The sequence below is a fragment of the Morganella psychrotolerans genome, from assembly GCF_965118875.1.
In the GTDB taxonomy this organism is placed as follows: domain Bacteria; phylum Pseudomonadota; class Gammaproteobacteria; order Enterobacterales; family Enterobacteriaceae; genus Morganella; species Morganella psychrotolerans_C.
Genome location: NZ_CBCPJD010000004.1, coordinates 332,263 through 358,275 on the forward strand (window position 1 = coordinate 332,263; position 26,013 = coordinate 358,275).

A 26,013-nucleotide genomic window follows, 5' to 3' on the forward strand; every position below is an offset into this window, starting at 1 on the left:
TTATTCAGCGCCATCAGTATCCTGTTGTGCTCCGCCATTACCGGCTGGCTGATGGTAATTGCTGCTGCCACCAGTACCCGGGTTTGCGCCACCACTGTGGTGAGAAACCGGACGCGAAGGTACGACGGTAGAGATCGCGTGTTTATAAACCATTTGGCTGACCGTGTTTTTCAAAAGAATAACAAATTGGTCGAATGATTCGATCTGACCCTGCAACTTAATGCCGTTGACCAAATAAATAGAAACCGGAACCCTTTCGCGACGTAATGCGTTCAGGAACGGATCTTGCAAAGATTGCCCCTTAGCCATTCTGTATTATCCTTATTTTGTTGTTTTTTAGATTAAACCCAAACAGGGTTCGAAAAATAACTACTCAAAAACTTTCATAACCCGTTAATTGTACACAATCAACGGCGCTATGCACGAAGAACCTGCATAACGGTTTTAAGAGATTGTTCAGGCTGTTCGCTGTTGAGCCACTGAACGCCCTCCCAACCCCGCAACCACGTCATCTGCCGCTTGGCAAGCTGGCGGGTGGCGCAAATGCCGCGGTACGCCATGTCGTCATAATCGATTTCGCCGGCCAGATAAGACCACATCTGGCGATAGCCGACACAACGGATCGACGGCAAATCAGGATGAAGATCACCACGCTGATACAACACGCGGACTTCGTCCTCAAAACCGGCTTCCAGCATCATCTGAAAACGCCTTTCAATTCGCTGATGCAATATTTTACGATCTGCCGGCGCAATGGCAAACTGATAAGCATTAAAGGGCAAATTATCCCCTGCCGTTTGCGTCAGTTCTGTCATTGTTTTGCCGGAAATATAATACACTTCCAGCGCCCGGCTCAGGCGCTGCGGGTCATTCGGATGGATACGCGCACCGGCAACCGGATCAGCAGCACACAGTTCATCATGCAGTACCTGCCAGCCATCCTGTGCTGCCCGCGTCTCAATCTGCGCCCGGATAACCGGGTCTGCTGACGGTAATGGTGATAATCCGTCCAGCAGGGCTTTGAAGTACAGCATGGTTCCGCCCACCAGCAACGGGATTTTTCCCTGTGCGGTTATCTCATTCATGGCGGCCAGTGCATCACGGCGAAAATCAGCCGCAGAATAAGCAACGGACGGGTCCAGAATATCAATCAGCCGGTGCGGGGCAAGAGCCAGTTCGGCTGCGGTCGGCTTTGCCGTTCCGATATCCATACCCCTGTAGATCAGTGCAGAATCCACACTGATGATTTCCACCGGCAGGTGCTGACGCAATTCAATCGCCAGCGCCGTTTTTCCTGAGGCCGTCGGTCCCATCAGAAACAGGGCGGCAGGTTTATGATTATTCAGTTCATTCATGACAAAATGTCGAAACAACCTCAGTTAAATCAATCAATTGTAATAAATTCTTTGGCGGGTTCTGTACCAGGGACGGACAGAGCCGCTCAACCTCAGCGACTATCTGAACCGCCTGCGCTTTGCTCTGTACCTCCGGTTCACTGACAAGCTGCTCTGCCAGCCAGCCGGCAATAGCATCAGACGCAGCATCAGGTGTGGCGGCCAGAAAATTCAGTAACGCGGGGATAAGATGCGGTAAATTTTGCTGACGAAGCGGTAACGATACCGTACGAATCGTCGCTTTTCCACGGGAAATTGAGCCTTCTATGCCGAAAGCATGCAATACCCCGGAAAATTGCGTAAATGTCTCACACTCCTGCGCGTTCAGCGTAATCTGAAGCGGTATCATCAGCGGCTGAGCCTTCAGTCCCTGAACGCCCGGAAGAAGCTGTTGGCAACGCAGATAATGTGCCGCTTTACTGAGGGAAAACAAGGCTATCCCTGCATCTGTTTCAATTAACGCATAACACGGCGGATAAAGCGTAAGGATTTTACCAAAACTTACACGCTCATTTTTTTCCGTTACCGGCTGACTTCCCGCACTAACCCGGCTTTCTGACAGAAAACGGCTTCGTTCAGGGAACAGCTGCGGCTTTGTTTCTGCCGGAACCTGCATTAGTGACTGATATACTCCGGCTTCTTTTGCGCTGTAAACGGGTTTTTCCGCAGAATATGCCGGGAGTGCTCCGCTGCGCTCACTGCGGGAAGAATGATTTTCTGCACCCGCAGAACGGGAAACAGATGTGAGCGCTTGCTCATGTTCAAAAATATTTTTACCGGCGGCGGCCCGGTTTTCAATCACATGATGAGTTTGGGCGGCAGACTCTTCCTGTGCAAATAATTGTGCAGGCTGCTCATGCTGCTTCAGCACACTGAGTACGGCCTGATAAATAAAATCATGCACCAGACGCGCCTGATGAAAGCGCACCTCATGTTTTGCCGGATGAACATTAACATCCACCTGACGCGGATCAATCTCCAGGTAGAGCACATAGGCCGGCTGCCGGTCGCTGCCCAGTTTGTCTTCATACGCCTGGCGGATCGCGTGGTTAATTAAGCGATCCCGCATCATCCGTCCGTTTACATAGCAGTACTGTAAATCAGCCGGACCACTGTAGTTCGCCGGAGATGCCACCCAACCTTTGATATCCAGCCCTTCATGAGACCAGGCTACAGCCAGCGCCTGCTGCATAAATACAGTGCCGCAAATAGTCCCTAAGCGCCGTTCATGCTGATCGTCCGCTTTAACTGCGCGGTACTGGCGCATCAGCTTGCCATTGTGGGTCAGATTTATCGCCACATCAAAACGTGACAGCGCAATGCGGCGGACAATCTCATCAATATGACCGAACTCAGTTTTTTCTGTGCGCATAAACTTACGCCGCGCGGGGGTATTGAAGAAGAGATCGATCACATCCACTGTACTGCCGACGGGATGTGCCGCCGGTTTCAGGGTTACTGCCATGTCGCGGCCTTCAGCATACGCCTGCCAGGCCTCGTTTTGATTTTCAGTCCTTGAAGTAAGCATCAGGCGGGATACCGAACTGATACTGGCAAGCGCTTCGCCGCGAAATCCCATACTCATAATGGCTTCAAGGTCATCCAGCGTGGCGATCTTACTCGTCGCATGGCGTGCCAGCGCTAATGCCAGCTCATCTTTGGCTATTCCGCAGCCATTATCACGGATGCGGATCAGCTTCTCCCCGCCCCGCTCGATATCAATATCAATACGGGTTGCTCCGGCATCCAGGCTGTTTTCCACCAGCTCTTTTACCACCGATGCAGGGCGTTCAACCACTTCGCCGGCGGCTATCTGGTTTGCCAGCTGTGGCGGTAAAATCCGGATTGCCATAATCGCTCCCGTTTCTCTGTTATTTAGACGGCGCGGCCTGGAGCGGATTCGCTGTAAAATAGGCGCGTAAGCCACCGTGGATCGCCGCAGCAACCTGCTCCTGATACGAATCTGATCCTAAAAGCTGCTCTTCGGATTCATTACTGATAAACCCGGTTTCCACCAGAATAGACGGAATATCCGGTGAGCGCAGAACCCCGAGACTGGCATGTTCCGGTGTGCCTTTATGGACTTTACCCACCTGACGGAGCTGGCGGATAACATCCTGCGCCACGGCATAGCCGACCCGCTGAGAGTTACCGAACTGCAAATCCAGCACCGCCTGGCTGAGATACGGATCCGCGCCATTTGCCAGTGCATCACCTGCGCCGCCAAGTAACTCAGATTGCTTCTCGCTCTTCTCAAGCCAGCTGCCTAATTCGTTGTTTGCACGGCGGTTAGACAACACCCATACAGAAGAACCCCGCGCAGTGCGGTTTGGTGCAGAGTCGGCGTGAACAGAAACCAGCATATTAGCGCCGAATTTACGGGCAACCTCTGAACGCCCGGCAACCGAGATAAAATAGTCTCCGTCACGGGTCAGAACAGGTTTAAACATCGGGTCATCTTTCAGACGTTTTTCAAGCTTGCGGGCAATACTGATAGTGACATTTTTTTCTTTCAGTCCGTTCTGACCAATCGCGCCGGGGTCTTTCCCGCCGTGCCCGGCATCAATCGCGACCACAACCTGACGGCTGTTTTTCGGTATTTTACCTGTCGGTACTACCGGGATTTTTGCCTGAACCGGCTCTGCGACCGGTGCAGAAACAGCAGATGCGCTGTTATTCATCCGCAGCGGTTTACCGGAACCGATCACCGGCTGTGCTGCTGCCACCGGAGCAGATACCGGTGATGAATAACCGTTTTTACCGGTCAGGGTAATGACCAGCTGAGGCTGCCCGCCCTTATTCACAACAGCGTCGCGGACACTGTTTTTCTCCGCCAGCTCCAGCACAATGCGCTGATGTTGTGCATCAGGTGCCTTGCTTTCCCGGACAACCTTAATCAGCCCGTTACTGAGCGTCATCGGCAGCCCGGTAATTTTCTGTGACTGGCGGATATCAATCACCAGCCGCTCAGGGTCATGCAGCGGAAATAGTTTGTAATCCGGCTTTGCATTGAAATCGAGTAACAATGTACCCTGTGCCCCGTCATTGGTCACATTCACCGCTGTCAGTACCGCAGCCTGTCCGGCGACCGTAAACAGAAGGCTCATACAAAACAGAAGCCCCGTCAGCCATGACACTGAGGTTAAACCCGGTTTCCGTGTCAGATATGCATTCATTCTCGGCAATTCCTCATTTCTCCGCTAACTTATCCAGGAGTTCCTCACCATAGGGTGAGCGGGCAGCAAAACGGGCTTCCCGACCTTCTCCATCATACCGTAAGTGCAATTCCAAATCTGCATCCGGCAGAAAACCCGCCCCTTTTTGCGGCCACTCCACCAGACAAACTGTATTTTTTCCGAAATAGTCGCGGATCCCCATAAATTCCAGTTCTTCCGGATCAGACAGGCGGTACAGATCAAAATGATAAACCGGACGCGGGGAGAGCTCATAAGGCTCGACAAGTGTGTATGTCGGGCTTTTCACATGCCCGGAATGACCCAGAGCCTGAACAAAACCGCGGCTGAACGTGGTTTTACCGGCACCCAAATCACCGAAAAGATGCAGGACAAACCCGCGCTGGCTTTGTTGCGCTAATGCGCGGCCCAGTGCAACCGTGGCAGCTTCATCTGCCAGCGTAAAAAGGCGTTCTTTCATGTTCTTTATTCGTCACAGGTTATTTTTATTGAAATAGTTGAGCGTGTTTCGCAATAAACATACCACATTACGGCATTATACCTGCATAGCCGTGTGCGATAAAACGACAATAATGTGCGGTTTTTGTGTCCGGCAGTCTGTGATAAGCTTCGTCCCATTCCGGACCGCCCTCTGCATAGTAAGCAAGTACTCACATCATGACCAATAGCCCCGATTTACACGCCCTCGCCGCACAGATAAAACAGTGGGGAAATGAACTTGGTTTTCAGCAGTTAGGTATCTGTGATACAGACCTCAGTGCCGAAGAGCCGAAATTGCAGGCGTGGCTGGATGCCGGGTATCAGGGAGAGATGGACTGGATGGCACGACACGGCATGATGCGCGCGCGGCCTCATGAATTACTGCCCGGCACGTTGCGTGTTATCAGTGTGCGGATGAACTATCTGCCTGCCAAAGCGGCATTTGCCGCCACACTGCAGAACCCCTCACTGGGTTACATCAGCCGGTATGCTCTGGGGCGGGACTATCACAAGCTGCTACGTCTGAGACTGAAACAGCTTGGTGAGCGTATTCAGGTACACTGTGATGCTCTGGCACTCAATCATTCCCTGAGTTACCGCCCCTTTGTTGATTCTGCGCCGGTACTCGAACGCCCGCTGGCAGCGAAGGCCGGACTCGGTTGGGTTGGTAAGCACTCACTTGTTTTAAATCGTGATGCCGGCTCCTGGTTTTTTCTCGGAGAACTTCTGATTAACCTGCCTCTGCCTGTTGATCAACCGGTTGAAGAGCAGTGCGGGCGCTGTGTGGCCTGTATGACCACCTGCCCGACACAGGCAATTGTGGCGCCTTATACTATTGATGCCCGCCGCTGTATCTCCTATCTGACTATCGAGCTGGAAGGCGCAATTCCGGAAGAATTCCGCCCGCTGATGGGTAACCGGATCTACGGCTGTGACGACTGCCAGCTTATCTGCCCATGGAACCGTTTCTCACAACTGACTGATGAAGATGATTTTTCGCCGCGTAAACAGCTGCATACGCCTGAGTTACTGACACTTTTTGCATGGGATGAAGCCACCTTTCTACGCATCACGGAAGGCTCCGCGATACGGCGTATAGGGTATCTGCGCTGGCTGAGAAATATCAGCGTTGCACTCGGCAATGCGCCTTATGAAGATAATATTGTGATCGCCCTGACAGAGAAAAAAGGGCTGACAGACTGGCTGGATGAGCATATTGACTGGGCGGTTGCCTGTCAGTATGTGAAAAGAGATGAATCCGGTATTGAAATACAGACTTCACAACAAAAACGACTTATTCGTGCCATTTCTAAAGGTTTACCCCGCGACGCCTGAACCCGCCCCCTATAGCAGAAAAAGTTATCCACAATGCTATGAGTTGTGAATAATATAAAAAAACCTTGTCTATCAACGTGAAGAAAAAATGCAAGAGAGCTGTCACGCAAATAGCATAAATTAAATTAATATATAAATATCAATGAATTAAATAAGCGATATGTGAAGTTTTACCGTATTCAGAAGAATAGGCACCAAAATCTGATCTGTGGATAACTCTGTGCAGGAAAGTGTGACTGAGCGCGCAGGATGTTAATAACGTGGCGCATCTGATTATGGATAAAAAATAACATGCGGACAAAAATAATCTGTCAGTTTACCTTAATTATCCCCTGAAAGAGGGTATAAACCAGAAACTAACCCGAAAACCTACCGGAAAGTCCCGTTGGCGATCTGTTTGAGTTTAAATAATCACCACCGATGATCCGCTGCCTGACCTTCATCAGAGAGGGCGCACATTTTATTTCGCCAGCCCCGGATTAGCAAGCGTTTTACCTGGTTTTTTCAGAAAACTCGGCTTAACCGGTTAAATAATCAACATTATTCCATTATGGACCATGACAGGCGATTATTCTCCGCAAACGGCGGGCACAGATGCTTATTTATACCGGCAACAATTTAACTAAAAGCGGCGGGCATTCACAAAGACAGAAAAAATAAAAACGACAATGGTATTTTTACTACAGAAAACGAGCAGAAGAGAAAAACGATATAAGAAGAAAAGAGATTGGAGCGGGAAACGAGATTCGAACTCGCGACCCCGACCTTGGCAAGGTCGTGCTCTACCAACTGAGCTATTCCCGCATCACAACGGCGTATACCTGATAACTAAAATTTGGAGCGGGAAACGAGATTCGAACTCGCGACCCCGACCTTGGCAAGGTCGTGCTCTACCAACTGAGCTATTCCCGCATCAAAAACGGCATACCACCTGACAATCTGCAAAATTGGAGCGGGAAACGAGATTCGAACTCGCGACCCCGACCTTGGCAAGGTCGTGCTCTACCAACTGAGCTATTCCCGCATATTTTGCAATTTGCCCACACCGGTTCAGATGTAAAATCTATCTCGGTATGGGGAGCGCATTATACGAAAAATTCATTTTCTGGCAAGCCCTCCGGCACGAAAAAATGAATTTTTTTATTCAACCGCCGATAAAAACGGCAAAATCACGATGAAATACGCAAAACAACAAACACCAGACGCTTACCGGACAGAAATCATACAGCCCGAAATTACTCTGCCGGACTTACAACCGGATAAGCGTATCGCGGTAATAAGCAAGCTCAGCAATTGACTCGCGGATATCATCCAGCGCCTGATGGGTATTTTTCTTGGTAAAGCCATCCAGAACCTCAGGTTTCCAGCGGCGGGCCAGCTCTTTCAGCGTACTGACATCCAGATAACGATAATGAAAATACTGCTCCAGCAGCGGCATATAGCGGAATAAAAAACGACGATCCTGCCCTACACTGTTTCCGCAAATAGGCGAAACGCCCTTTGGTATCCATTTTTCCAGGAATTCAATTGTTGCCTGCTCCGCCAGTGCATCTGAAAAATGACTGTCACGCACACGCTTAACCAATCCACTTGCGTTATGAGTGCGGACATTCCATTCATCCATTAAAGCTAACTGCTCATCAGACTGATGCACCGCCAGTACAGGTCCCTCTGCCAGAATATTCAGGTTGGCGTCCGTGACAATAGTGGCGATTTCGATAATCCGGTCGCGCTCAGGATCAAGCCCGGTCATTTCCAGATCAATCCAGATAAGGTTTTGTTCGCTATTCTGTTCACTGACAGCCATGTTATGTCCTATAGTTTATCAATAGATTTATACCATTATTCATTCAAACCGCAGGTTCGTTGGCTATGGCCAGCCAGCCGGATCACATAGTTTACCTATGCTCTCCGGCGGTCGGAGCTTGCCGCCTTCCTGCATCTTGAATGACGTTGGGTATATGCCGCGCTGCCTTCAGAAACAGACCTGCCGATTGAAGGATGACGCATAAAATTAATGGTGTATCATAGCGGTTTACCGGTCTGTCTGCGAGTCAGCACAAAGACCGGACCTCCATATTTATTATAGTGTACAGACAGACGAGGTTTCGTTGGCTAAACAAAAACTTTCCAAAGGTCAGGAACGGCGTGTTCAGGCGAATCAGCAGCGGACACTGCGCCGGGAACGGAAACCTGAACCAGATGACAGCCTGTTCGGTGATGCCCGGGAAGGGTTGGTTATCAGCCGGTTTGGTCAGCACGCCGATATTGAAGCGGCTGACGGCACGGTACAGCGCTGTAATATGCGACGCACCATCAAGTCCCTGGTGACCGGTGACCGGGTACTTTGGCGCCCTGCGCTGAAAAATGCAGAAACCGGACGCGTAAACGGTATTGTTGAAGCCGTACACGATCGCCAATCTGTTCTGACCCGCCCCGACCTTTATGACGGTATTAAACCCATTGCGGCGAATATTGATCAGATTGTCATTGTCTCCGCAATTTTACCGGAGCTGTCACTCAATATCATTGACCGCTACCTGGTTGCCTGCGAAAGAGTGGGTGTCGAGCCGCTTATCGTTCTGAATAAAATTGATCTTCTGGATAACGAAAGCCGCGTCCGGGTCAATGAGTTAATGAACATCTATCGTAATATCGGATACCGGGTTCTGGAAGTCTCAGGTTACACAGGTGAAGGGATGGATGCGCTTGTTGCCGAACTGGCAGATCGAATTTCTATTTTCGCCGGGCAGTCCGGTGTGGGTAAATCCAGCTTACTGAATAAGTTACTGCCTGAAATGGATGACATTCTGGTTAATGACGTTTCTGATAACTCAGGGCTGGGGCAACACACCACAACAGCCTCACGGCTGTATCATTTTCCGCATGGCGGGGATGTGATTGACTCTCCGGGCGTGCGTGAGTTTGGTCTGTGGCACCTGACACCGGAACAGGTCACACTCGGGTTTACCGAGTTTCGTGAATATCTGGGTCACTGTAAATTCCGCGACTGCAAACACGGGGATGATCCCGGCTGCGCCCTGCGGGATGCCGTGGAAAAGGGTAAAATCTGCAAAGAACGCTTTGAAAATTACCACCGGATCCTGGAAAGTATGGCTCAGGTTAAACCACGCCGTAACTTTACGGTCGGTGAAGACTGACAAGCGCAATAAGCACAGGTACAATAGCCCCCTTTTGTTCAGATTTCGCCGAAAAAACCGGCTGATAATAAACAATACCAGAGGTCGATGTGCTGGATACTCTTAAAATAAGATTACAATATTTATTGCCTAAACAGTGGCTTACTCAACTGGCGGGGCGTTTTGCCAATAAAAAACTTGGCTGGCTGACACAACTGGTTATCAAAGCATTCGCCAAAGCCTACAAAGTGGATATGAATGAAGCGAAAGAGAGCGAATTTATCGCTTACAGCACCTTCAACGAATTTTTTATCCGCACGCTGAAAGAGGATGTCCGCCCGGTAGTAAAAGGCAGCGATACACTGGCACTGCCGGCTGACGGAACCATCAGCCAGCTCGGGCTTATCCGCGATGATCAGATTTTGCAGGCGAAAAAACATAATTATTCGCTGGAAGCACTGCTGGCGGGTAACTGGCAGTTAGCTGACCTGTTCCGTAACGGGCAGTTTGCAACCACTTACTTATCACCGCGTGACTACCACCGCGTCCACATGCCGTGTGACGGACACCTGCGCGAAATGATTTATGTGCCTGGCGACCTGTTCTCTGTAAACCCGTTAACGGCTGCAAATGTACCGAACCTGTTTGCCCGTAACGAGCGCCTGATTTGTGTGTTTGATACCGATTTCGGTCCGATGGTGCAAATTCTGGTTGGTGCAACAATTGTAGGCAGTATGGAAACCGTCTGGTGCGGTATGGTAACGCCGCCGCGTGAAGGCATTATCAAGCGCTGGACTTATCCTGCCAAAGACAGTGTCTGCGCGGTTAATCTGAAGAAAGGGGAAGAAATGGGGCGCTTTAAACTCGGCTCCACGGTAATCAACCTGTTTCCGGCTGATACCGTCACACTGAACAGCACACTGGCAAACGGGGTCTCAACCCGTATGGGTGAACTGATGGCAACCCGCATCAGCGCCGACACTGAAACGCACGCGCCGGAAGAAACCGTCGCTGACTCACAACCGGACGCCACTGCGACCAACTGAGGACTCTCCCCTGTGCGCCTGATCATCTCATTTTTACTGGCGGTTTTTCTTCTTTCCCCGCTGACTGCTGTTTACGCGGCAACGGATATTGATGAACCTCAAATCCGCCGGGAATTAAAACGGATAGAAAGCAGTAAAGATCCTAAAGATATTGAGATGGCACAGGCGCTACAGGCGACCCTTAACTGGCTGACTGACAGTAAAGCCGCTGACAGCAGAGCGCAGGGCTACCAGGACACTATTGATAATTTTCCTAAACTGGTCAGAGAGTTGCGTCAGCAATTGCTGGAAGAAAGTGATTCACCTGCCAAAATTCTGACCACGCGTCCCATCACTGAGCTGGAGCAGCAATCTATTCAGCTCAGCGGACAGTTACTGGAGCAGGGACGATTATTACAGCAGGAACAAGATAAAAACCGCGAAATCAGTGACTCACTGACCCTTTTGCCTCAGCAGCAGTCAGAGGCCCGCCGCCAGTTAAATGAAGCAGCCAGCCGCCAGCAAAGTTTAAGTATACCGCTGACACCGCTTGCAGAAGCGCAGGCAACGCTCGCACTGGCAGAAGTACAGGCGCGTAAAGCCACCGTCAACGAACTCGAACTGGCACAGCTTTCGGCAAATAACCGCCAGGAACTGACCCGCATCCGCCTTGAATTACTGCGCAAACGCTATCAGCGTCTTGACCTTGAGCTTCAGCAACTGCGCGACGTCCTGAATGGCAAACGCCAGCAGAAAGCCGAACTCGCACTTGAGCGCACTGAGCTGCTCGCAGAACAGGCCGGGGATTTACCGCAGTTTCTGATGTCGCAAATTGAAACCAACCGGACACTCTCGCAGGATCTGAATAATCAGGCCGCACACATGAGCGAGATTGGTGATATGCAGCGCCAGGCGGCGAATGATATCCAGAAAGTGCGTCAGGTCCTCGGTACAATCAGGGAACAGGCGCAGTGGCTCAACGGCTCCACCGCTCTCGGGGAAGCACTGCGGGCACAGCTGAGCCGTCTGCCGGAAATGCCGAAGCAGCAGAAACTGGATAAAGACATTACAGACTTACGTGTCGAGCGGCTGAAATATGAAAATATGCTCGATGCGCTTTCTGCCGAAACTGAAACGGATGCGTCACTGATAGCCTCTTTCCCGCAAAACCAGGCTGAACTTTATCATCAGCTGATTCAGAGCCGCAAAGAACTGCTCAGCTCCCTGCTCTCCGGCTACGACACCGAAATTCTTGAACTGACAAAACTCAAAGTCTCGACCAGCCAGCTCAGTGATGTGCTGGTTGAAGTGCGTGATGCGACCCACCGCTATCTGTTCTGGGTCGCGGATGCCACACCGGTTTACATTAATTATCCGATTGAAGTACTGCAAAGCCTGACCAAACTGCTCTCGCTGGATACCCTGGCGCAACTGGGCGGTGCATTCAAAACGATGTTTTCCTGGCAGAACAGGGAAATTGCGCTCTATATCATCAGCACACTGCTGCTGGCGTTTGTCGGTCTGAACTACCGTCGCCACTATCAGGCATTTTTAGACCGCACCAGCCAGCGTATCGGAAAAGTGACCCTCGACCGGTTTTCTATCACACTGCGCACGCTGTTCTGGTCAGTTCTGGTTTCACTGCCGCTGCCGGTGCTCTGGTCTGCTATAGGCTACGGATTACAAAATGCCTGGCAGTACCCGATAGCAAAAGCGATCGGCGACGGCGTAAGTGCGACCACCCCGGTTCTCTGGCTCTTTATGTTCTGTGCCACTTTTGCCCGTCCGAACGGCTTGTTTATCGCACAGTTCCGCTGGCCGGAAGTGCGGGTCAAACGGGTCATGCGCTTCTATCAGCTCTCTATTTTTGTCATTGTGCCGCTGATGATGGCAATGACAACATTTGAACATTTCAATGAACGCGAATTCGCACCAACACTCGGACGTCTCTGTTTCCTGCTGCTATGTGTGGCACTATTTGTCATCACCAGCAGCCTGCGCAGGGCGGAAGTCCCGCTTTATCTCGATCGCCACGGCAGTGGTGATAACGTCATCAGCAAAGGGATGTGGTGGCTGCTCCTGCTGGCTCCGGTAGCAGCGGCACTGGCGGCACTTCTGGGTTATCTTGCAACCTCGCAGGCACTGCTCGGACGCCTGGAAACCTCTGTTGCGATCTGGTTTATGTTATTGGTTGTATACAATATTATCACCCGGTGGATGCTTATCCAGCGCCGTCGTATTGCCTTTGAGCGCGCCAAACAGCGCCGTGCGGAAATTTTGGCACAGCGCGCCAAAAGTGATGATGACAGCAATGTAAACAGTAATGCCAACAGTGCCGAAGGTGTGATAGATATTGAAGAACAGGTAATTGACCTTGATACCATCAGTGCGCAGTCGGTCGGGTTAGTCCGCTCAATACTGACGATGATAGCGCTTGTCTCCTGTATTCTGCTGTGGTCAGAATTGCATACCGCTTTCTCCTTCCTGGAAAATATCCGGCTGTGGGATGTCACCAGCAGTATTAATGGTGTGGATACTCTCCAGCCGATCACGCTCGGATCAATCCTTGTCGCCATACTGGTGATTATTATCACCACTCAGTTAGTACGCAACCTGCCGGCACTTCTGGAACTGGCTCTGTTACAGCATCTGGATCTGACACCCGGCACCGGTTATGCCATTACCACGCTGACCAAATACACCATCACTCTGATCGGCGGAATTGTCGGCTTCTCCCTGATCGGGATCGAATGGTCGAAAATGCAGTGGTTTGTGACTGCAATGGGGGTCGGGCTGGGCTTCGGGCTACAGGAGATCTTCGCCAATATCGTGTCCGGCCTGATGATCCTGTTTGAAAAACCGATCCGTATCGGTGATACCGTCACTATCCGTGACCTGACCGGCAGCATCACGCGGATAAACACGCGCGCGACCACCCTGACCGACTGGGATCGCAAAGAGATAATCGTGCCGAACAAAGCCTTTATCACCGAGCAGTTTATCAACTGGTCGCTCTCTGACACAGTTACCCGTATTGTTCTGACCATTCCGGTGCCTGCTGAGGCAAATCCGGAACAGGTGACCATTCTGCTTCTGATGGCAGCTCAGGACTCTCCGATGATCCTCGACACCCCCACGCCGGAAGCCTATCTGGTTGATTTGCAACAAGGGATTCAAATCTTTGAACTGCGGGCCTATGCTGCAGAAATGGGGCACCGCTTACCGGCGCGCCATGAGATCCATCAGAGCATCCTGCGCAGCTTCGCGGAAAATAATATTATTCTGCCATTCCCGCCATTTGAAGCACGCGTGGATATGGTGGGCAATATTCTGCGCAGCGGCACCAAAAATCTCTCCGGCCGTAATCCGATGAGAAAGTCTGGCGGGTTGTGATTTAACGGAGAAAGCCGGTAATCACCGGCTTTTTTATCGCTTATAAATAATGATCCACACCACCATGATGAGAGCAGGTACCACGCCCTGTCGATGTTGAATAAGAGCCGTCTCTGCACACGGCCTTTATATTAGGGTCATCCGGGTCGTTTGTAATATACGCAAGAGAATTAAATGAAAAAACCAAACATATAAAAAATAGTATTTTTTTCATCTGACATTTCCTGACTTCTACACATTAATAATACCGAATCACTCTTTCTCATATTATTATTTTTGTCAGGTCAACCATTATCGGTGGCTGACCTGTTTACTCAATGTACCTGAGTATTTTGTCAAATCTCACGACAATCATCACAAATAACGGTACGTACTGACCAAACAGAGAAGACTATGGATATTCCTGATTCAGTTTATCCAGCGCCATACCAATCTGTTGCTGCATCTGAAATGACTGCGCACTTAATTTCTTAAATTCATCACCGGGTTTTGTGAGATCAAAATCAGGTTTTCCGATAGCGTCATACATTCTTTTTGCCAGCATGATATTGCTGATTATCTGTGTGCGGATTTCCTGTACTTCTCCGCTTTTGAAAGTCAGTCCCATAATTTCACCTTCAATCGCAGACTGATTTTCAAAATTTTTAAGTAATATCTCTTTTACTTTTTCGGGGTCATTTTTCACCTTGTTTATCTCAGCTAATAAACGACTGTTCTCACTGTTTGATTTATTAATTACCGGATTTAATAATGCCAAATCTGCCTTAATATCGTCAGTATTAGCAGAAGATAGTTTTCCTGGTTTTATCTGCCAGTTCCCGCTCTGTACTGAAGTTGAAACAGACGCGGTATCTTTAGATTTAGTGTCTTCATTATCACAACCGGCAAGCAGAAGTAACATAACACCTGACACAGCAAATATAATATTGCGTTTTTTATACATATACAGCCCTGATTATTGATTAAAATTCATATATACCCGTATTCATTCAAACTGCAGGTTCGTTGGCGGAACGACGCCCGCCAGATCAGGTCAGTCTTCCCTTGCCGCCTGCCTGCATCCTGAATGACGTTGGTTATCGTTATAATGATTCACGCTACCCGTTATGTACTGTTAATAAGTCAGCGGGTATGTACGGCTTTGATATTTAAAGCAGACAGTATTTTAATGATCGCGTTTATATACCAGAATACGTTACCAGATACTATAGGAATAAATAACGGTCTCTTTTTTCTGTGAAGTGAATATCCACCCAAAGAGATAACGTATATTCATCCAAAAACAGCCTACCTACACGTAACATTCGATATAATCACCCTACCTAATAGTCATTATCATTTACAGTGTGATAGTCCACACAAAATAAAGGGCTTTATAGTATAAATATTAGTATCACCCATGAAAGTAGATTTTTATTTTTTACCTTACAAAATAACCTCTTACCTTAAATTCATAAACTAACAATACCTCTGGTTTTTATTTTCTGTGCTAAATAGAGTTTTTTCCGATGCATTGCCCTTAAAAGAGAATTTTTTTCTATATCACCCCATCCCGCGGCCCTCAGAAAGCATTATTTTTTCTCTTATATATCCACTATGATAGTAGGTATAAAAAGCCTGCTGATAATAAAAAAGTTATTAAATATACCCTTATTCATTCAAACCGCAGGTTCGTTGGCTACGCTCAGCCCGCCGGGTCACATAGTTTATTATGCTCCCCGAAGGGCGGAACTTGCCGCCTGCCTGCATCCTGAATGACGTTGGGTATAATAAGTTGTTTAAATCGCATTTATTTTAAAAAAACATTGATTACGATTTAAATATTGAAGGTGTTACTTATGGCGATAAATATGACTAATTCAGCACCAGCGAGTGCAGGAATGACGGACGAACAATGGCAGGCAGCAATTAAATTTGATGACACCGATGCTGGTTGGGTAATAATGAGTATTGGTATGGCTATCGGAGCGGGAATTGTATTTTTACCGGTTCAGGTTGGTTTGATGGGATTATGGGTTTTCCTGCTTTCTTCCGTTATTGGTTATCCGGCGATGTACCTGTTCCAGCGTTTGTTTATTAATACACTGGCAGAATCACCTGAGTGTAAAGACTACCCGAGTGTTATTACCGGTTATTTGGGTAAGAATTGGGGCATTTTATTAGGTGCGCTGTACTTCATCATGCTGGTTATCTGGATGTTTGTTTATTCTACCGCCATCACTAATGACAGTGCATCGTATTTTCAGACATTTGGTGTCACGGAAGGGTTATTATCAGACAGCCCGTGGTATGGACTGGTACTGATTTGTATTTTAGTTGCGATATCCTCCCGTGGTGAAAAATTATTATTTAAACTCTCCAGTTTTATGGTTCTGACAAAGCTCTTTGTTGTCGCCGCACTCGGTATTTCAATGATCGGAATGTGGTATCTGTATAATATTGGCGCATTACCACCGGCAGGACGGTTAATTAAAGAAGCGATTATTACACTGCCGTTCACACTGACATCTATTCTGTTTATTCAGACACTCAGTCCGATGGTGATTTCATTCCGCAGCCAGAACGTTAACCGCGAAGTTGCGCGTTATAAAGCACTGCGGGCAATGAATATCGCCTTTATCATTCTGTTCTGCACCGTCTTTTTCTATGCCGTGTCATTTACTCTGGCAATGGGTCATGAAGAAGCCGTTAAAGCCTACGAGCAAAATATTTCTGCGCTGGCGATTGCGGCTAAATTCTTTCCCGGCGGCTGGGTAACTGTCGTGAGTGTCATGCTGAATATTTTCGCCGTAATGACCGCATTCTTCGGGGTTTACCTTGGCTTTCGTGAAGCGACACAAGGTATTGTGATGAATATTTTGCAACGTATGATGCCGGCTGATCGTATCAATGAGAATTGGGTGAAAAACGGTATTATGTTATTTGCGGTACTGCTCGCATGGGGAGCTATTATTCTCAATGCGCCGGTATTGCGCTTCACTTCAATATGCAGCCCGATTTTCGGGATGGTCGGTTGCCTTATTCCTGCCTATTTAGTCTATAAAGTACCGATGTTGCATAAATATAAAGGTACATCGCTTTATCTGATTATATTTACCGGCATCCTGTTATGCATATCACCTTTCCTGGCATTCTCCTGATAACACGATTTAATTATCACAGACAATAAAAAACCGCTGAGGCATATTCTGCGTCAGCGGTTTTATGTTTATACCCTTATTCATTCAAACTGCAGGTTCGTTGGCTGCATCTTGAATGACGTTGGGTATAGATAAATTATGATTGCGGATATAAACGACGCAGATAATGTGCGACAGCATCATCGGCATTCGATCCGATAACTTCCATCTCCGGCAGAATATCTTTCAGACGCTGATGTGCGCCGGCCATAATGCAGCCTTTTCCTGCCATCTCCAGCATTTCCCGGTCATTCATGCCGTCACCGAATGCAATACAGTCATCCAGTTTTTTGCCCAGAGACTCTGCTACCTGCTGAAGTGCTTCTCCTTTGGATACGCCGCCCGCCATCACTTCCAGACAGCTGCGCAAAGAGAAACTGACATTCACCCGGTTACCGAAACGCACGCGGATTTTGGCTTCCAGCGCCACGAGTTTTTCATGATCATCACAGGTGAAGTAAACTTTACAGACCTGATCGACCGGAAAATCATGCCGGTCGAATAATTCGTACATAAACACGGATTCCTGAAAAAACTCTTTCTGTTCAGGACTTTCGCGGTTGATAAACCAGTTATCACCACGATAATAGTTTGTCAGAATATCCGGGTTATCGAACTCCATCAGGCACAGCTCGCGCACCACATCAGGGTCAACATCATGACTGAAAACCAGCTCGCCTTTCGTGTTATGAACACGTGCGCCGTTGGAGGTTATCATAAAGGCATCAATGCCGAGAGAATCACGGATCTGCGCCACATCAATATGATGGCGACCCGTGGCAAAAATAAAATTAATGCCGCTGTTGATAGTCAGGAGACGAAGCGTTTCCTTTGTGTAAGGGGTTAAACTGTGTGCAGGTGATAACAGTGTTCCGTCTAAATCCGAAGCAACTACATGATACATATTCAAGATTTCCTGGATTGGGTTAGTGTCGCTCAAAAAATTGGCAAATTGCATTGAGTGCAACTGCACGCAATGCATCCTCTTCAAACAGGATTTCGTGATATGCGCCCTCAAAAGTCAGGGGCAATTGTTCTTCTTCTTTTCCTGTCCGGGCTTTCCGGCGGTTTTCGCAGAAAGCCAACAGCTCCCGATTGTCGACCACTTTATCTTCTGATGCCATCAGCACCATCAGCGGAGTGGTTATCTCTCCCGCCCGCGCAATTATCTGCTGTCCGACATCAATGCTCTCGCGTAGCCAGTGATACGTGGGTCCGCCGAGACGCAAAGCCGGATAGTCAGCATAACAACGCAGGTAACGCCGGTATCGCGGGTAACTGTGAGTCAGCACGTTGATTAAAAACGGCAACGGCTGCCACCTTCCGGTTGATACCGCATACTCATTGCGTTCCGAAGGCCGGTTGTCGGCCCGGTTCACAATCATATTTGCCAGCCACATCGGCATCGGTAATTTAATGCCGAACATCGGGGCACATAATACCGCAGCACGGAATATATCCGGCTCGCGTAACAGATATCCGCTCAATATTGCACTGCCCATCGAGTGCGCCAGTGCATAACGGCGGGTATAAGGTTTTGTTGCCAGGGCGATATTGGTAAAAGCGGAAAAATCATCAATATAGTCAGTGAAACGTTCAACATGGCCTTTTTGCGGATCATCCAGCATCCGCCCGGAAAGCCCCTGCCCGCGGTGATCCATAATGAAGACATCAAAGCCCTGATGAAAAAAATCGTATAATACTTCCGGATATTTAACGTAACTTTCGCCCCGGCCGGAGCTGATAACCAGCACTTTAGTGTGTGCGGGACGGGTAAACTGCACATAGCGGATAGTGATATCGTCCGCGCCCTGAAAAGTACGCTCATCCCGCTGGTTCCAGAAATCAAGTAACGGGCCGTTCACAAAGGCAGAGTATTGCGCCTCGCGTTCCAGCCAGGCTGCTTTCAGGCTATCCGGTGACAGCATAGAGTACTCCTTTAGTCATCGGTTCCGGTAAGATGCTCCCGGATCAGGGCCATAAACGCATTGCCGAATCGTTCCAGTTTCCGCTCTCCGACACCATTTATCAAGAGTAAATCATGTGCTTTGACAGGGCACTGCTCCGCCATCTCAATTAACGTGGCATCATTGAAGACCACAAATGGCGGAATATTATCTTCATCTGCAATGGATTTGCGCAGCTTACGCAGTTTAGCAAACAGCTTTTTATCATAATTGCCGCCGTAGGTGCGCGCTGTCTGCCGGGGTTTTACATTCTGAATTCGCGGAACCGCCAGTTGCAGCGGCAATTCGCTCCGCAGAACCGGACGGGCGGATTCAGTTAATTGTAATGCAGAATAATTAGCAATGTTTTGCGTTATCAGCCCTAAATGTATCATCTGGCGCAGAACACTGACCCAATGTTCCTGACTTTTGTCTTTGCCTATCCCGTAAACAGAAAGCTTATCGTGCCCGTATTCGCGGATCCGCTGGTTATTCGAGCCGCGCAACACATCCACAATATACCCCAGTCCGAAGCGCTGCCCGACACGGTAAATACAGGAAAGCGCCTGCTGTGCTTCAAGCAATCCGTCATACTGTTTTGGCGGATCAAGGCAGATATCACAGTTACCGCAGGCCGTCTGGCGGTTTTCGCCGAAATAGTTCAGCAGCACCAGACGGCGGCAGGTTTGTGCCTGCGCAAACGCGCCCATCGCATTCAGCTTGTGCTGTTCGATATCTTTTTGCGGACCGGCCGGTTTTTCATCCAGACAGCGGCGCAGCCATGCCATATCAGCAGGGTCATAAAACAGAACCGCTTCGGCGCTGACGCCGTCACGTCCGGCACGACCAGTTTCCTGATAATAAGATTCAATATTGCGCGGGATATCAAAGTGCACCACAAACCGGACGTTGGATTTATTAATTCCCATTCCGAACGCGACGGTCGCAACAACAACCTGTAAGTTGTCTTTAAGAAATGCATCCTGAACCGATTCGCGCTGTGAATTCTCCAGTCCGGCATGATACGCCGCAACACTCAGCCCTCGCTTTTGCAGGCGCGCAGCAACATCTTCGACTTTATTGCGGCTGTTACAGTAAATAATACCGCACTGACCTTTCTGACCCCGGACAAACATCCAGAGCTGATCAAAGGGTTTGTATTTTTCCACCAGCGTGTAGCGGATATTCGGGCGGTCAAAGCTGCTGATGTGGATAAGCGGGTCATTGAGCCGCAGACGCGCGCTGATATCCGTGCGCGTGGTGTCATCCGCCGTGGCGGTCAGTGCAATGATCGGTAAATCAGGCAGATACTGGCGAAGTTCGCCGATAGCGCTGTATTCAGGGCGGAAATCATGCCCCCATTGTGAGATACAGTGGGCTTCATCCACCGCCAGAAGTGATGGCTGCCAGCGCTGTAACTGCTGAAGAAAACTGCCCATCCGCAGGCGTTCCGGCGCCACATAAAGCATCCGGATACGGTTGCTCTGACAACCTTCGATGACCTGTTGCTGCTGCTGTGGTGTCTGCGCTGAGTTCAGATATCCGGCTTCCACGCCGAGCAGGCGCAGTTGATCAACCTGATCTTTCATCAGGGAGATAAGAGGAGAAATTACTACTGTCAGCCCCGGCAACATCAGTGCAGGTATCTGATAACAGAGTGATTTACCTCCGCCCGTCGGCATTACAACCAGGCAATCCCGTCCGGCGGTAATGGTCGCGATAATATCGGACTGACCGGCACGGAATTGCTGATAACCAAAGACCTGGCGCAGGAGAGCGTCAGCATCGGGCAGGGTGTTGATAACTTCAGCGGTAGACACGCAGCTCCTCAGGTGAAGTAGAAATCCTGGCAATGCATTCTGCCGGTGAAAAGATGTTCCTATGCTAGCTCAGATTGACATCAGATAACAGAGTATCCGCACATCCGGAACAGATATTCGATCTGCACCGAATCTTTTTTCTGCGTCCCTGCTGGTGTATTTTTGTGATGCACGTTAAACTTTCACATCTTTTTAACGTCTCTTTGACCGGTGAAATATTCCGCAGATGATCACACTTTACTTATAATTAGTTACGTGATTAATTATATGATAACAATCTAATTTCAATACAAATGTAATCATCCCAAAAGGCCGTTTTCTCTCTTTTTTATTCAGACTTGGACTATCATGAGCCAGCAACAGACAGTAAAAGGCGTCCTTTGTGCTCTCGGCGCTTACTTTATCTGGGGAATAGCCCCGGTTTATTTCAAAATGATCAAAGAAGTCCCCGCAGATGAGATCCTGACACACAGGATAATCTGGTCATTCTTCTTTATGATCCTGCTTATCACGGTGTCACGCCAGTGGCCGCGCATCCGCCTGATTTTGAGTCAGCCGAAAAAACTGCTGATACTCGCGGTTACCGCCTGTACCATTGCGTCGAACTGGCTGATTTATATCTGGGCGGTGAACCATGATCATATGCTGGAAGCCAGCCTGGGATACTTTATTAATCCACTGGTCAACGTGCTGTTCGGGATGCTTTTCCTGGGCGAACGCTTCCGTCGTCTGCAATGGTTTGCTGTTTCTCTGGCCTGCACCGGCGTGCTTATCCAGCTCTGGCAGTTCGGTACGGTGCCGGTCATCGGGCTGAGCCTGGCAATGACATTCGGTGTGTATGGTTTGCTGCGTAAAAAACTGGGCGTGGATGCACAAGGCGGTATGCTGATTGAAACTCTGTGGCTGCTGCCGGTAGCCTGTGTTTATCTGCTTTTCTTCACTGACAGCGCCACCAGCAATATGACGCTCAATCCGCTGACACTGAACCTGCTGCTGATTGCCGCCGGTATTATCACGACCGTGCCACTGCTGCTGTTTACAGAAGCAGCTAATCATCTGCGCCTCTCTACGCTGGGCTTTTTCCAGTATATCGGGCCGACACTGATGTTTGTTCTGGCAACAATGGTATACGGTGAGGCGATTTCAACAGAGCGGTTAATCACATTTGCCTTTATCTGGGCGGGTCTGATTGTTTTCACACTGGATGCACTCTATACCCAGCGGCACCGCTACAAAAAAGCGTAATTTATTATGCCGCGCTGATACCTGTTAGTATGGTTTGGTGCGCCAATCAGTAAAATCCGGGGAGGCAGGCTCATGGAATGGATACATAGTCATCTGGCGATATTGCACAGCCATCCTGTCTGGCTGTTATTAATCCTGTTTTTTATCGCGCTGAGCAAATCGACCATCATTTTGTCTTCAGTATTGCCGCCCGCGTCCGTGATGCTGATGACGGTCGTCACACTGGCATTTCCTGTCGTTCCGGTTGTGATTATCTGGCTGGTCATCACTCTGGGCGCCACCGGTGGCTCACTGCTTTCATACTATCTCGGCAGAATTATCATCACCCGTAACTATTTCCCCGGTCTGATGGCGAAATATCATGTCGCGCTCGGGAAAGCACAAAATCGCTTACAAAACAGTGGATTGGTTATTTTATTCACGTCACGATTTATTGCCGTACTGCGCTATCTGATCCCGATGGCGGCCGGATTACTGCGTTTTTCCCACACGCGGGTGCTGTTTACCTGCCTGCTCTCCGCCGGGGTCTGGACTGCCCTTTATATGCTGATTGCAAAGGGCATATCATTTACCTTCTTCTGATATCCGCTTACAGCCAGTTTTTGCGTTTGAAATAGAGATACGGTGCGAGTGCTGCCACAAACATAATCCCGATAGCCGCCGGATAGCCCATCGACCAGTCCAGTTCAGGCATAAACTTAAAGTTCATCCCGTAGCTGGAAGCAACCAGTGTCGGCGGCAGGAATACCACTGATACCACGGAGAAAATTTTGATGATGCGGCTTTGCTCAATATTCATAAAGCCCATCGCCGCCTGCATCAGGAAGTTTACCTTCTGAAAGAGCGATTCATTGTGCGGCAGCAGGGATTCAATATCGCGCAGAATCTCGCGCGCCTGCTCCAGCTGATTAACCGGCAGACGTGTGCGGCGGACTAAAAAGTTCAGTGCGCGCTGTGTATCCATCAGACACAAACGCACTTTCCAGCCGATATCTTCCTGCTCTGCCAGATTAGACAACGCCTTATCAAACGCGTCATCCTGCTTGCCTTTCATAATGGCGCGGCTGAGGGATTCCAGTTCACTGTAGATATTTTCAATCACATCTGCGAGCTGCTCGATTTTGGTTTCAAACAAATCCAGCAGAATTTCATATCCGTTGCCGTCCAGCATGGTTTGCTTGCGGGCGCGCATACGGTAAAGACGAAACGCCGGCAGTTCACGTTCCCGCAGGGTATATAAACGCCCGTCGCGCAGGGTAAATGCCACAGTGGAGTTTCCGGCGTGATCGTCCGCATCCTCGTAATAGAAAAAGGAGTGAACATGCAGACCGTCATCATCTTCAAAGAAACGGGCGGAGGCTTCGATATCATCCAGCTCCGGGCTGGTCGCCAGCTCCTGGTTTAACTGTGCCTGGATAAAGGCACGTTCGCTCTCTTCCGGTTCGGAAACATCCACCCACAGCGCATCAGCAAGGGTATCACCCTCTTCTAAATCAAGACGGTGTAAACGCTTATTATCAACTCTAAATGCGCTCAGCATAGTGTGTGGCCTCCGGGAGCATCGGGAAAAGAAAAAGTGTGCGCATGGTATGCGCAGATGAAAAAGGGTGTCAACCGCTTATTCGCGAATTGACACCGCTTCTCTGCCGGTAATCAGGGTTTTACGAGTTTTGCATAAGAGGCGACCAGCCATTTGATCCCCTCGCCCTGAAACGCAATTTGCAGGCGGCTGTGCTCGCCGCTGCCTTCCATATTGATGATGGTACCTTCACCGAACTTATCATGGCGGACACGTTGTCCGAGAGTATAACCGCTGTCATTCGTGGTGATTGGCGTACCGAGCCGCTGATGATTTACCGGACGGGAAACTGTGGCACGCAGGCGCACCTCTTCCACACATTCCGGCGGCAATTCGCCGATAAACCGTGACGGGCGGTGATACACTTCTTTGCCGTACAGACGGCGGGTTTCCGCATACGTCAGGGTCAGTTTCTTCATGGCACGCGTCACGCCGACATACGCGAGACGCCGCTCTTCTTCCAGACGCCCGCTCTCTTCCATCGACATCATGCCCGGGAACATGCCCTCTTCGACACCGACGATAAAGACCTGCGGGAACTCCAGCCCTTTTGCCGAATGCAGTGTCATCAGCTGAACCGCGTCCTGATAAGCATCTGCCTGGCTTTCGCCGGACTCCAGCGCCGCGTGAGACAAGAATGCCTGAAGCGGTGTCATTCCTTCATCAGCATCCTGATAACTGAACTGATTGGTTGCTGTCACCAGCTCTTCTAAGTTTTCGATACGCGCCTGGGCCTTTTCGCCTTTTTCCTGCTCATAATGCGCACGCAGACCGGAATCGCGGATCACACGGTCAGTCTGCACATGCAGCGGCAGCCCATCCGTTTCCTGTGCCAGCAGGTTAATCAGCTCAATAAAACGTCCCAGTGCGGATGCTGCACGACCTGCCAGCGCCCGCTCTTCCAGCAGGGCACCACAGCTGTCCCAGAGAGTAAGCTGCCGCTCACGGGCGGTCTGGCGTACCACATCCAGTGTGCGGTCGCCGATACCACGGGTCGGCGTATTCACCACGCGCTCAAAAGCCGCATCATCATGGCGATTGGACATCAGGCGCAGATACGCAAGAGCATCTTTGATTTCCTGGCGTTCAAAAAAGCGCTGACCGCCGTATATGCGGTACGGCATTGCCGCCTGTAACAGCGCCTCCTCCTGCTGACGGGACTGGGCATTACTGCGGTACAAAATTGCGCAATCTGCCAGTGCTCCGCCGTTTTCATGCCACTGTTTGATCCGGCTCACCACATAACGGGCTTCATCCAGATCATTAAACGCACAGTAAAGTGAAATCAGCTCGCCATCTTCGCCCTCCGTCCAGAGATTTTTCCCCAGCCGGTCACTATTGTGAGAAATCAGAGCATTCGCTGCTTTCAGGATATTATTAGTGGAGCGGTAATTCTGCTCCAGGCGGATAGTGGTCGCTCCCGGGAAATCGTTGAGGAAGTGCTGAATGTTTTCAACCTGCGCCCCGCGCCAGCCATAGATTGACTGATCATCATCCCCGACAATCATCACTTTGCCGGTATCGCCCGCCAGCATTCTGATCCAGGCATACTGAATACTATTGGTGTCCTGGAACTCATCCACCAGAATATTGGTAAAACGGTCACGGTAGTGCTGCAAAATGACCGGTTTATTCAGCCACAATTCGTGGGCGCGCAGCAGTAATTCGGCAAAATCCACCAACCCGGCACGATCACACGCCTCCTGATAAGCCTGATAAACCTTCAGCCAGGTAGCTTCTATCGGATTACCATAACTTTCAATATGTTGCGGACGAAGACCTTCGTCTTTTTTCCCGTTGATGTACCAGGAGCCTTGTTTGGCCGGCCACTGTTTTTCATCGAGATTCATGGCTTTTATCAGGCGGCGGATCAGGCGGATCTGGTCGTCGCTGTCGAGGATCTGAAAATCCTGCGGCAGCCCGGCGTCAAGATGGTGCGCCCGTAACAAGCGATGCGCCAGGCCGTGGAACGTACCAATCCACATGCCACCCTCGCTGGTACCGACCAATCCCTCAACACGGTGGCGCATCTCTGCCGCCGCCTTGTTGGTAAACGTGACCGACATAATGGAAAAAGGAGATGCGTTCTCCACCGCCATCAGCCAGGCGATACGGTGAACCAGTACCCGGGTTTTTCCGGACCCGGCCCCCGCCAGAATCAGCATGTTTGAGCGGGGTGCTGCCACCGCATCACGCTGTTTATCATTCAGGCCTTCAAGCAGATAAGAGACGTCCATAATTTCCATCAATGGTTGTTCGGCTGTCGCCGCAAGAGAAAGAGCG

The 26,013-nt window shown here is 49.7% G+C and carries 20 protein-coding genes and 3 tRNA genes; 7 read left to right on the plus strand and 16 right to left on the minus strand.

Features of this window, described 5'->3' with window-relative positions; genetic code table 11:
- From hfq to tsaE, 5 genes are all read right to left on the minus strand, one after another.
- On the minus strand, nucleotides 1-309 hold the full coding sequence (gene hfq / locus ACMHKJ_RS06855; protein WP_413492715.1) for an RNA chaperone Hfq: 309 nt from the start codon (nucleotides 307-309) through the stop codon (nucleotides 1-3).
- Between the two features lie 107 nt (nucleotides 310-416).
- Nucleotides 417-1,355 (minus strand): tRNA (adenosine(37)-N6)-dimethylallyltransferase MiaA, encoded by a 939-nt coding sequence (gene miaA / locus ACMHKJ_RS06860; protein ID WP_413492716.1) that lies wholly within the window; start codon nucleotides 1,353-1,355, stop codon nucleotides 417-419.
- Nucleotides 1,348-3,246 carry a DNA mismatch repair endonuclease MutL gene (gene mutL, locus ACMHKJ_RS06865; RefSeq protein ID WP_413492717.1) on the minus strand — a complete coding sequence of 633 codons (1,899 nt, stop codon included), beginning with the start codon at nucleotides 3,244-3,246 and terminating at the stop codon, nucleotides 1,348-1,350. The genes miaA and mutL overlap by 8 nt, the downstream gene beginning before the upstream one ends.
- Nucleotides 3,247-3,265: 19 nt before the next feature.
- Nucleotides 3,266-4,570: an N-acetylmuramoyl-L-alanine amidase gene (locus ACMHKJ_RS06870; RefSeq protein WP_413492718.1), complete on the minus strand. Its 1,305-nt coding sequence runs from the start codon at nucleotides 4,568-4,570 to the stop codon at nucleotides 3,266-3,268.
- Nucleotides 4,571-4,583: 13 nt separating this feature from the next.
- The gene (tsaE, locus tag ACMHKJ_RS06875) at nucleotides 4,584-5,048 is read right to left on the minus strand and encodes a tRNA (adenosine(37)-N6)-threonylcarbamoyltransferase complex ATPase subunit type 1 TsaE (protein WP_067365946.1); all 465 of its coding nucleotides are present in this window, start codon (nucleotides 5,046-5,048) and stop codon (nucleotides 4,584-4,586) included.
- A 197-nt stretch (nucleotides 5,049-5,245) separates the two neighbouring features.
- Here tsaE and queG point away from each other — a divergent pair, with 197 nt between their 5' ends.
- Complete coding sequence (gene queG / locus ACMHKJ_RS06880) at nucleotides 5,246-6,403, plus strand: tRNA epoxyqueuosine(34) reductase QueG (protein WP_413492719.1); 1,158 nt, start codon at nucleotides 5,246-5,248, stop codon at nucleotides 6,401-6,403.
- A gap of 728 nt (nucleotides 6,404-7,131) precedes the next feature.
- Here the strand turns inward: queG and ACMHKJ_RS06885 are convergent.
- From ACMHKJ_RS06885 to orn, 4 genes are all read right to left on the minus strand, one after another.
- Nucleotides 7,132-7,207: transfer RNA gene (locus tag ACMHKJ_RS06885), tRNA-Gly, on the minus strand.
- 32 nt (nucleotides 7,208-7,239) lie between these two features.
- Nucleotides 7,240-7,315, minus strand: a tRNA-Gly gene (locus tag ACMHKJ_RS06890).
- A gap of 36 nt (nucleotides 7,316-7,351) precedes the next feature.
- Nucleotides 7,352-7,427, minus strand: a tRNA-Gly gene (locus tag ACMHKJ_RS06895).
- A gap of 225 nt (nucleotides 7,428-7,652) precedes the next feature.
- Nucleotides 7,653-8,210, minus strand: a complete 558-nt coding sequence (orn, locus tag ACMHKJ_RS06900; protein WP_413492720.1) for an oligoribonuclease — start codon at nucleotides 8,208-8,210, stop codon at nucleotides 7,653-7,655.
- A 304-nt stretch (nucleotides 8,211-8,514) separates the two neighbouring features.
- Here orn and rsgA point away from each other — a divergent pair, with 304 nt between their 5' ends.
- The 3 genes from rsgA to mscM all read left to right on the plus strand — a co-directional run bounded on the left by rsgA (nucleotide 8,515) and on the right by mscM (nucleotide 13,961).
- A complete protein-coding gene (gene rsgA / locus ACMHKJ_RS06905; RefSeq protein ID WP_413492721.1) occupies nucleotides 8,515-9,564 on the plus strand; it encodes a small ribosomal subunit biogenesis GTPase RsgA in 1,050 nt (349 codons plus the stop codon).
- A 92-nt stretch (nucleotides 9,565-9,656) separates the two neighbouring features.
- On the plus strand, nucleotides 9,657-10,589 hold the full coding sequence (gene asd, locus ACMHKJ_RS06910; protein WP_413492765.1) for an archaetidylserine decarboxylase: 933 nt from the start codon (nucleotides 9,657-9,659) through the stop codon (nucleotides 10,587-10,589).
- Nucleotides 10,590-10,601: 12 nt separating this feature from the next.
- Nucleotides 10,602-13,961, plus strand: a complete 3,360-nt coding sequence (mscM, locus tag ACMHKJ_RS06915; RefSeq protein ID WP_413492722.1) for a miniconductance mechanosensitive channel MscM — start codon at nucleotides 10,602-10,604, stop codon at nucleotides 13,959-13,961.
- 40 nt (nucleotides 13,962-14,001) lie between these two features.
- Here the strand turns inward: mscM and ACMHKJ_RS06920 are convergent, their stop codons facing one another.
- Entirely contained in the window at nucleotides 14,002-14,175 is a 174-nt protein-coding gene (locus tag ACMHKJ_RS06920) for a DUF3761 domain-containing protein (RefSeq protein ID WP_413492723.1), read from the minus strand.
- A gap of 177 nt (nucleotides 14,176-14,352) precedes the next feature.
- A complete protein-coding gene (locus ACMHKJ_RS06925) occupies nucleotides 14,353-14,904 on the minus strand; it encodes a hypothetical protein (RefSeq protein ID WP_413492724.1) in 552 nt (183 codons plus the stop codon).
- Nucleotides 14,905-15,799: 895 nt separating this feature from the next.
- On the opposite strand from ACMHKJ_RS06925, the gene ACMHKJ_RS06930 reads away from it, so the two are divergent.
- Nucleotides 15,800-17,101, plus strand: coding sequence for an SLC5/6 family protein (locus ACMHKJ_RS06930; protein ID WP_413492725.1), 1,302 nt, complete (start codon nucleotides 15,800-15,802; stop codon nucleotides 17,099-17,101).
- Nucleotides 17,102-17,237: 136 nt separating this feature from the next.
- Here the strand turns inward: ACMHKJ_RS06930 and yigL are convergent, their stop codons facing one another.
- From yigL to recQ, 3 genes are read right to left on the minus strand one after another with little or no spacing between them, the layout of a single operon-like run.
- Nucleotides 17,238-18,044: a sugar/pyridoxal phosphate phosphatase YigL gene (gene yigL / locus ACMHKJ_RS06935; RefSeq protein ID WP_413492726.1), complete on the minus strand. Its 807-nt coding sequence runs from the start codon at nucleotides 18,042-18,044 to the stop codon at nucleotides 17,238-17,240.
- Between the two features lie 22 nt (nucleotides 18,045-18,066).
- On the minus strand, nucleotides 18,067-19,068 hold the full coding sequence (pldB, locus tag ACMHKJ_RS06940; protein WP_413492727.1) for a lysophospholipase L2: 1,002 nt from the start codon (nucleotides 19,066-19,068) through the stop codon (nucleotides 18,067-18,069).
- A gap of 11 nt (nucleotides 19,069-19,079) precedes the next feature.
- Nucleotides 19,080-20,906, minus strand: a complete 1,827-nt coding sequence (recQ, locus tag ACMHKJ_RS06945) for an ATP-dependent DNA helicase RecQ (protein WP_413492728.1) — start codon at nucleotides 20,904-20,906, stop codon at nucleotides 19,080-19,082.
- A 348-nt stretch (nucleotides 20,907-21,254) separates the two neighbouring features.
- On the opposite strand from recQ, the gene rarD reads away from it, so the two are divergent.
- On the plus strand, nucleotides 21,255-22,151 hold the full coding sequence (gene rarD / locus ACMHKJ_RS06950; protein ID WP_413492729.1) for an EamA family transporter RarD: 897 nt from the start codon (nucleotides 21,255-21,257) through the stop codon (nucleotides 22,149-22,151).
- A gap of 72 nt (nucleotides 22,152-22,223) precedes the next feature.
- The gene (locus tag ACMHKJ_RS06955) at nucleotides 22,224-22,733 is read left to right on the plus strand and encodes a DedA family protein (protein WP_413492730.1); all 510 of its coding nucleotides are present in this window, start codon (nucleotides 22,224-22,226) and stop codon (nucleotides 22,731-22,733) included.
- 7 nt (nucleotides 22,734-22,740) lie between these two features.
- Here the strand turns inward: ACMHKJ_RS06955 and corA are convergent, their stop codons facing one another.
- Together corA and uvrD are read right to left on the minus strand one after the other, a co-directional pair.
- Nucleotides 22,741-23,691 carry a magnesium/cobalt transporter CorA gene (gene corA / locus ACMHKJ_RS06960; RefSeq protein WP_413492731.1) on the minus strand — a complete coding sequence of 317 codons (951 nt, stop codon included), beginning with the start codon at nucleotides 23,689-23,691 and terminating at the stop codon, nucleotides 22,741-22,743.
- Between the two features lie 113 nt (nucleotides 23,692-23,804).
- Nucleotides 23,805-25,967, minus strand: a complete 2,163-nt coding sequence (gene uvrD / locus ACMHKJ_RS06965) for a DNA helicase II (RefSeq protein WP_461435645.1) — start codon at nucleotides 25,965-25,967, stop codon at nucleotides 23,805-23,807.
- Nucleotides 25,968-26,013 lie beyond the last annotated feature (46 nt).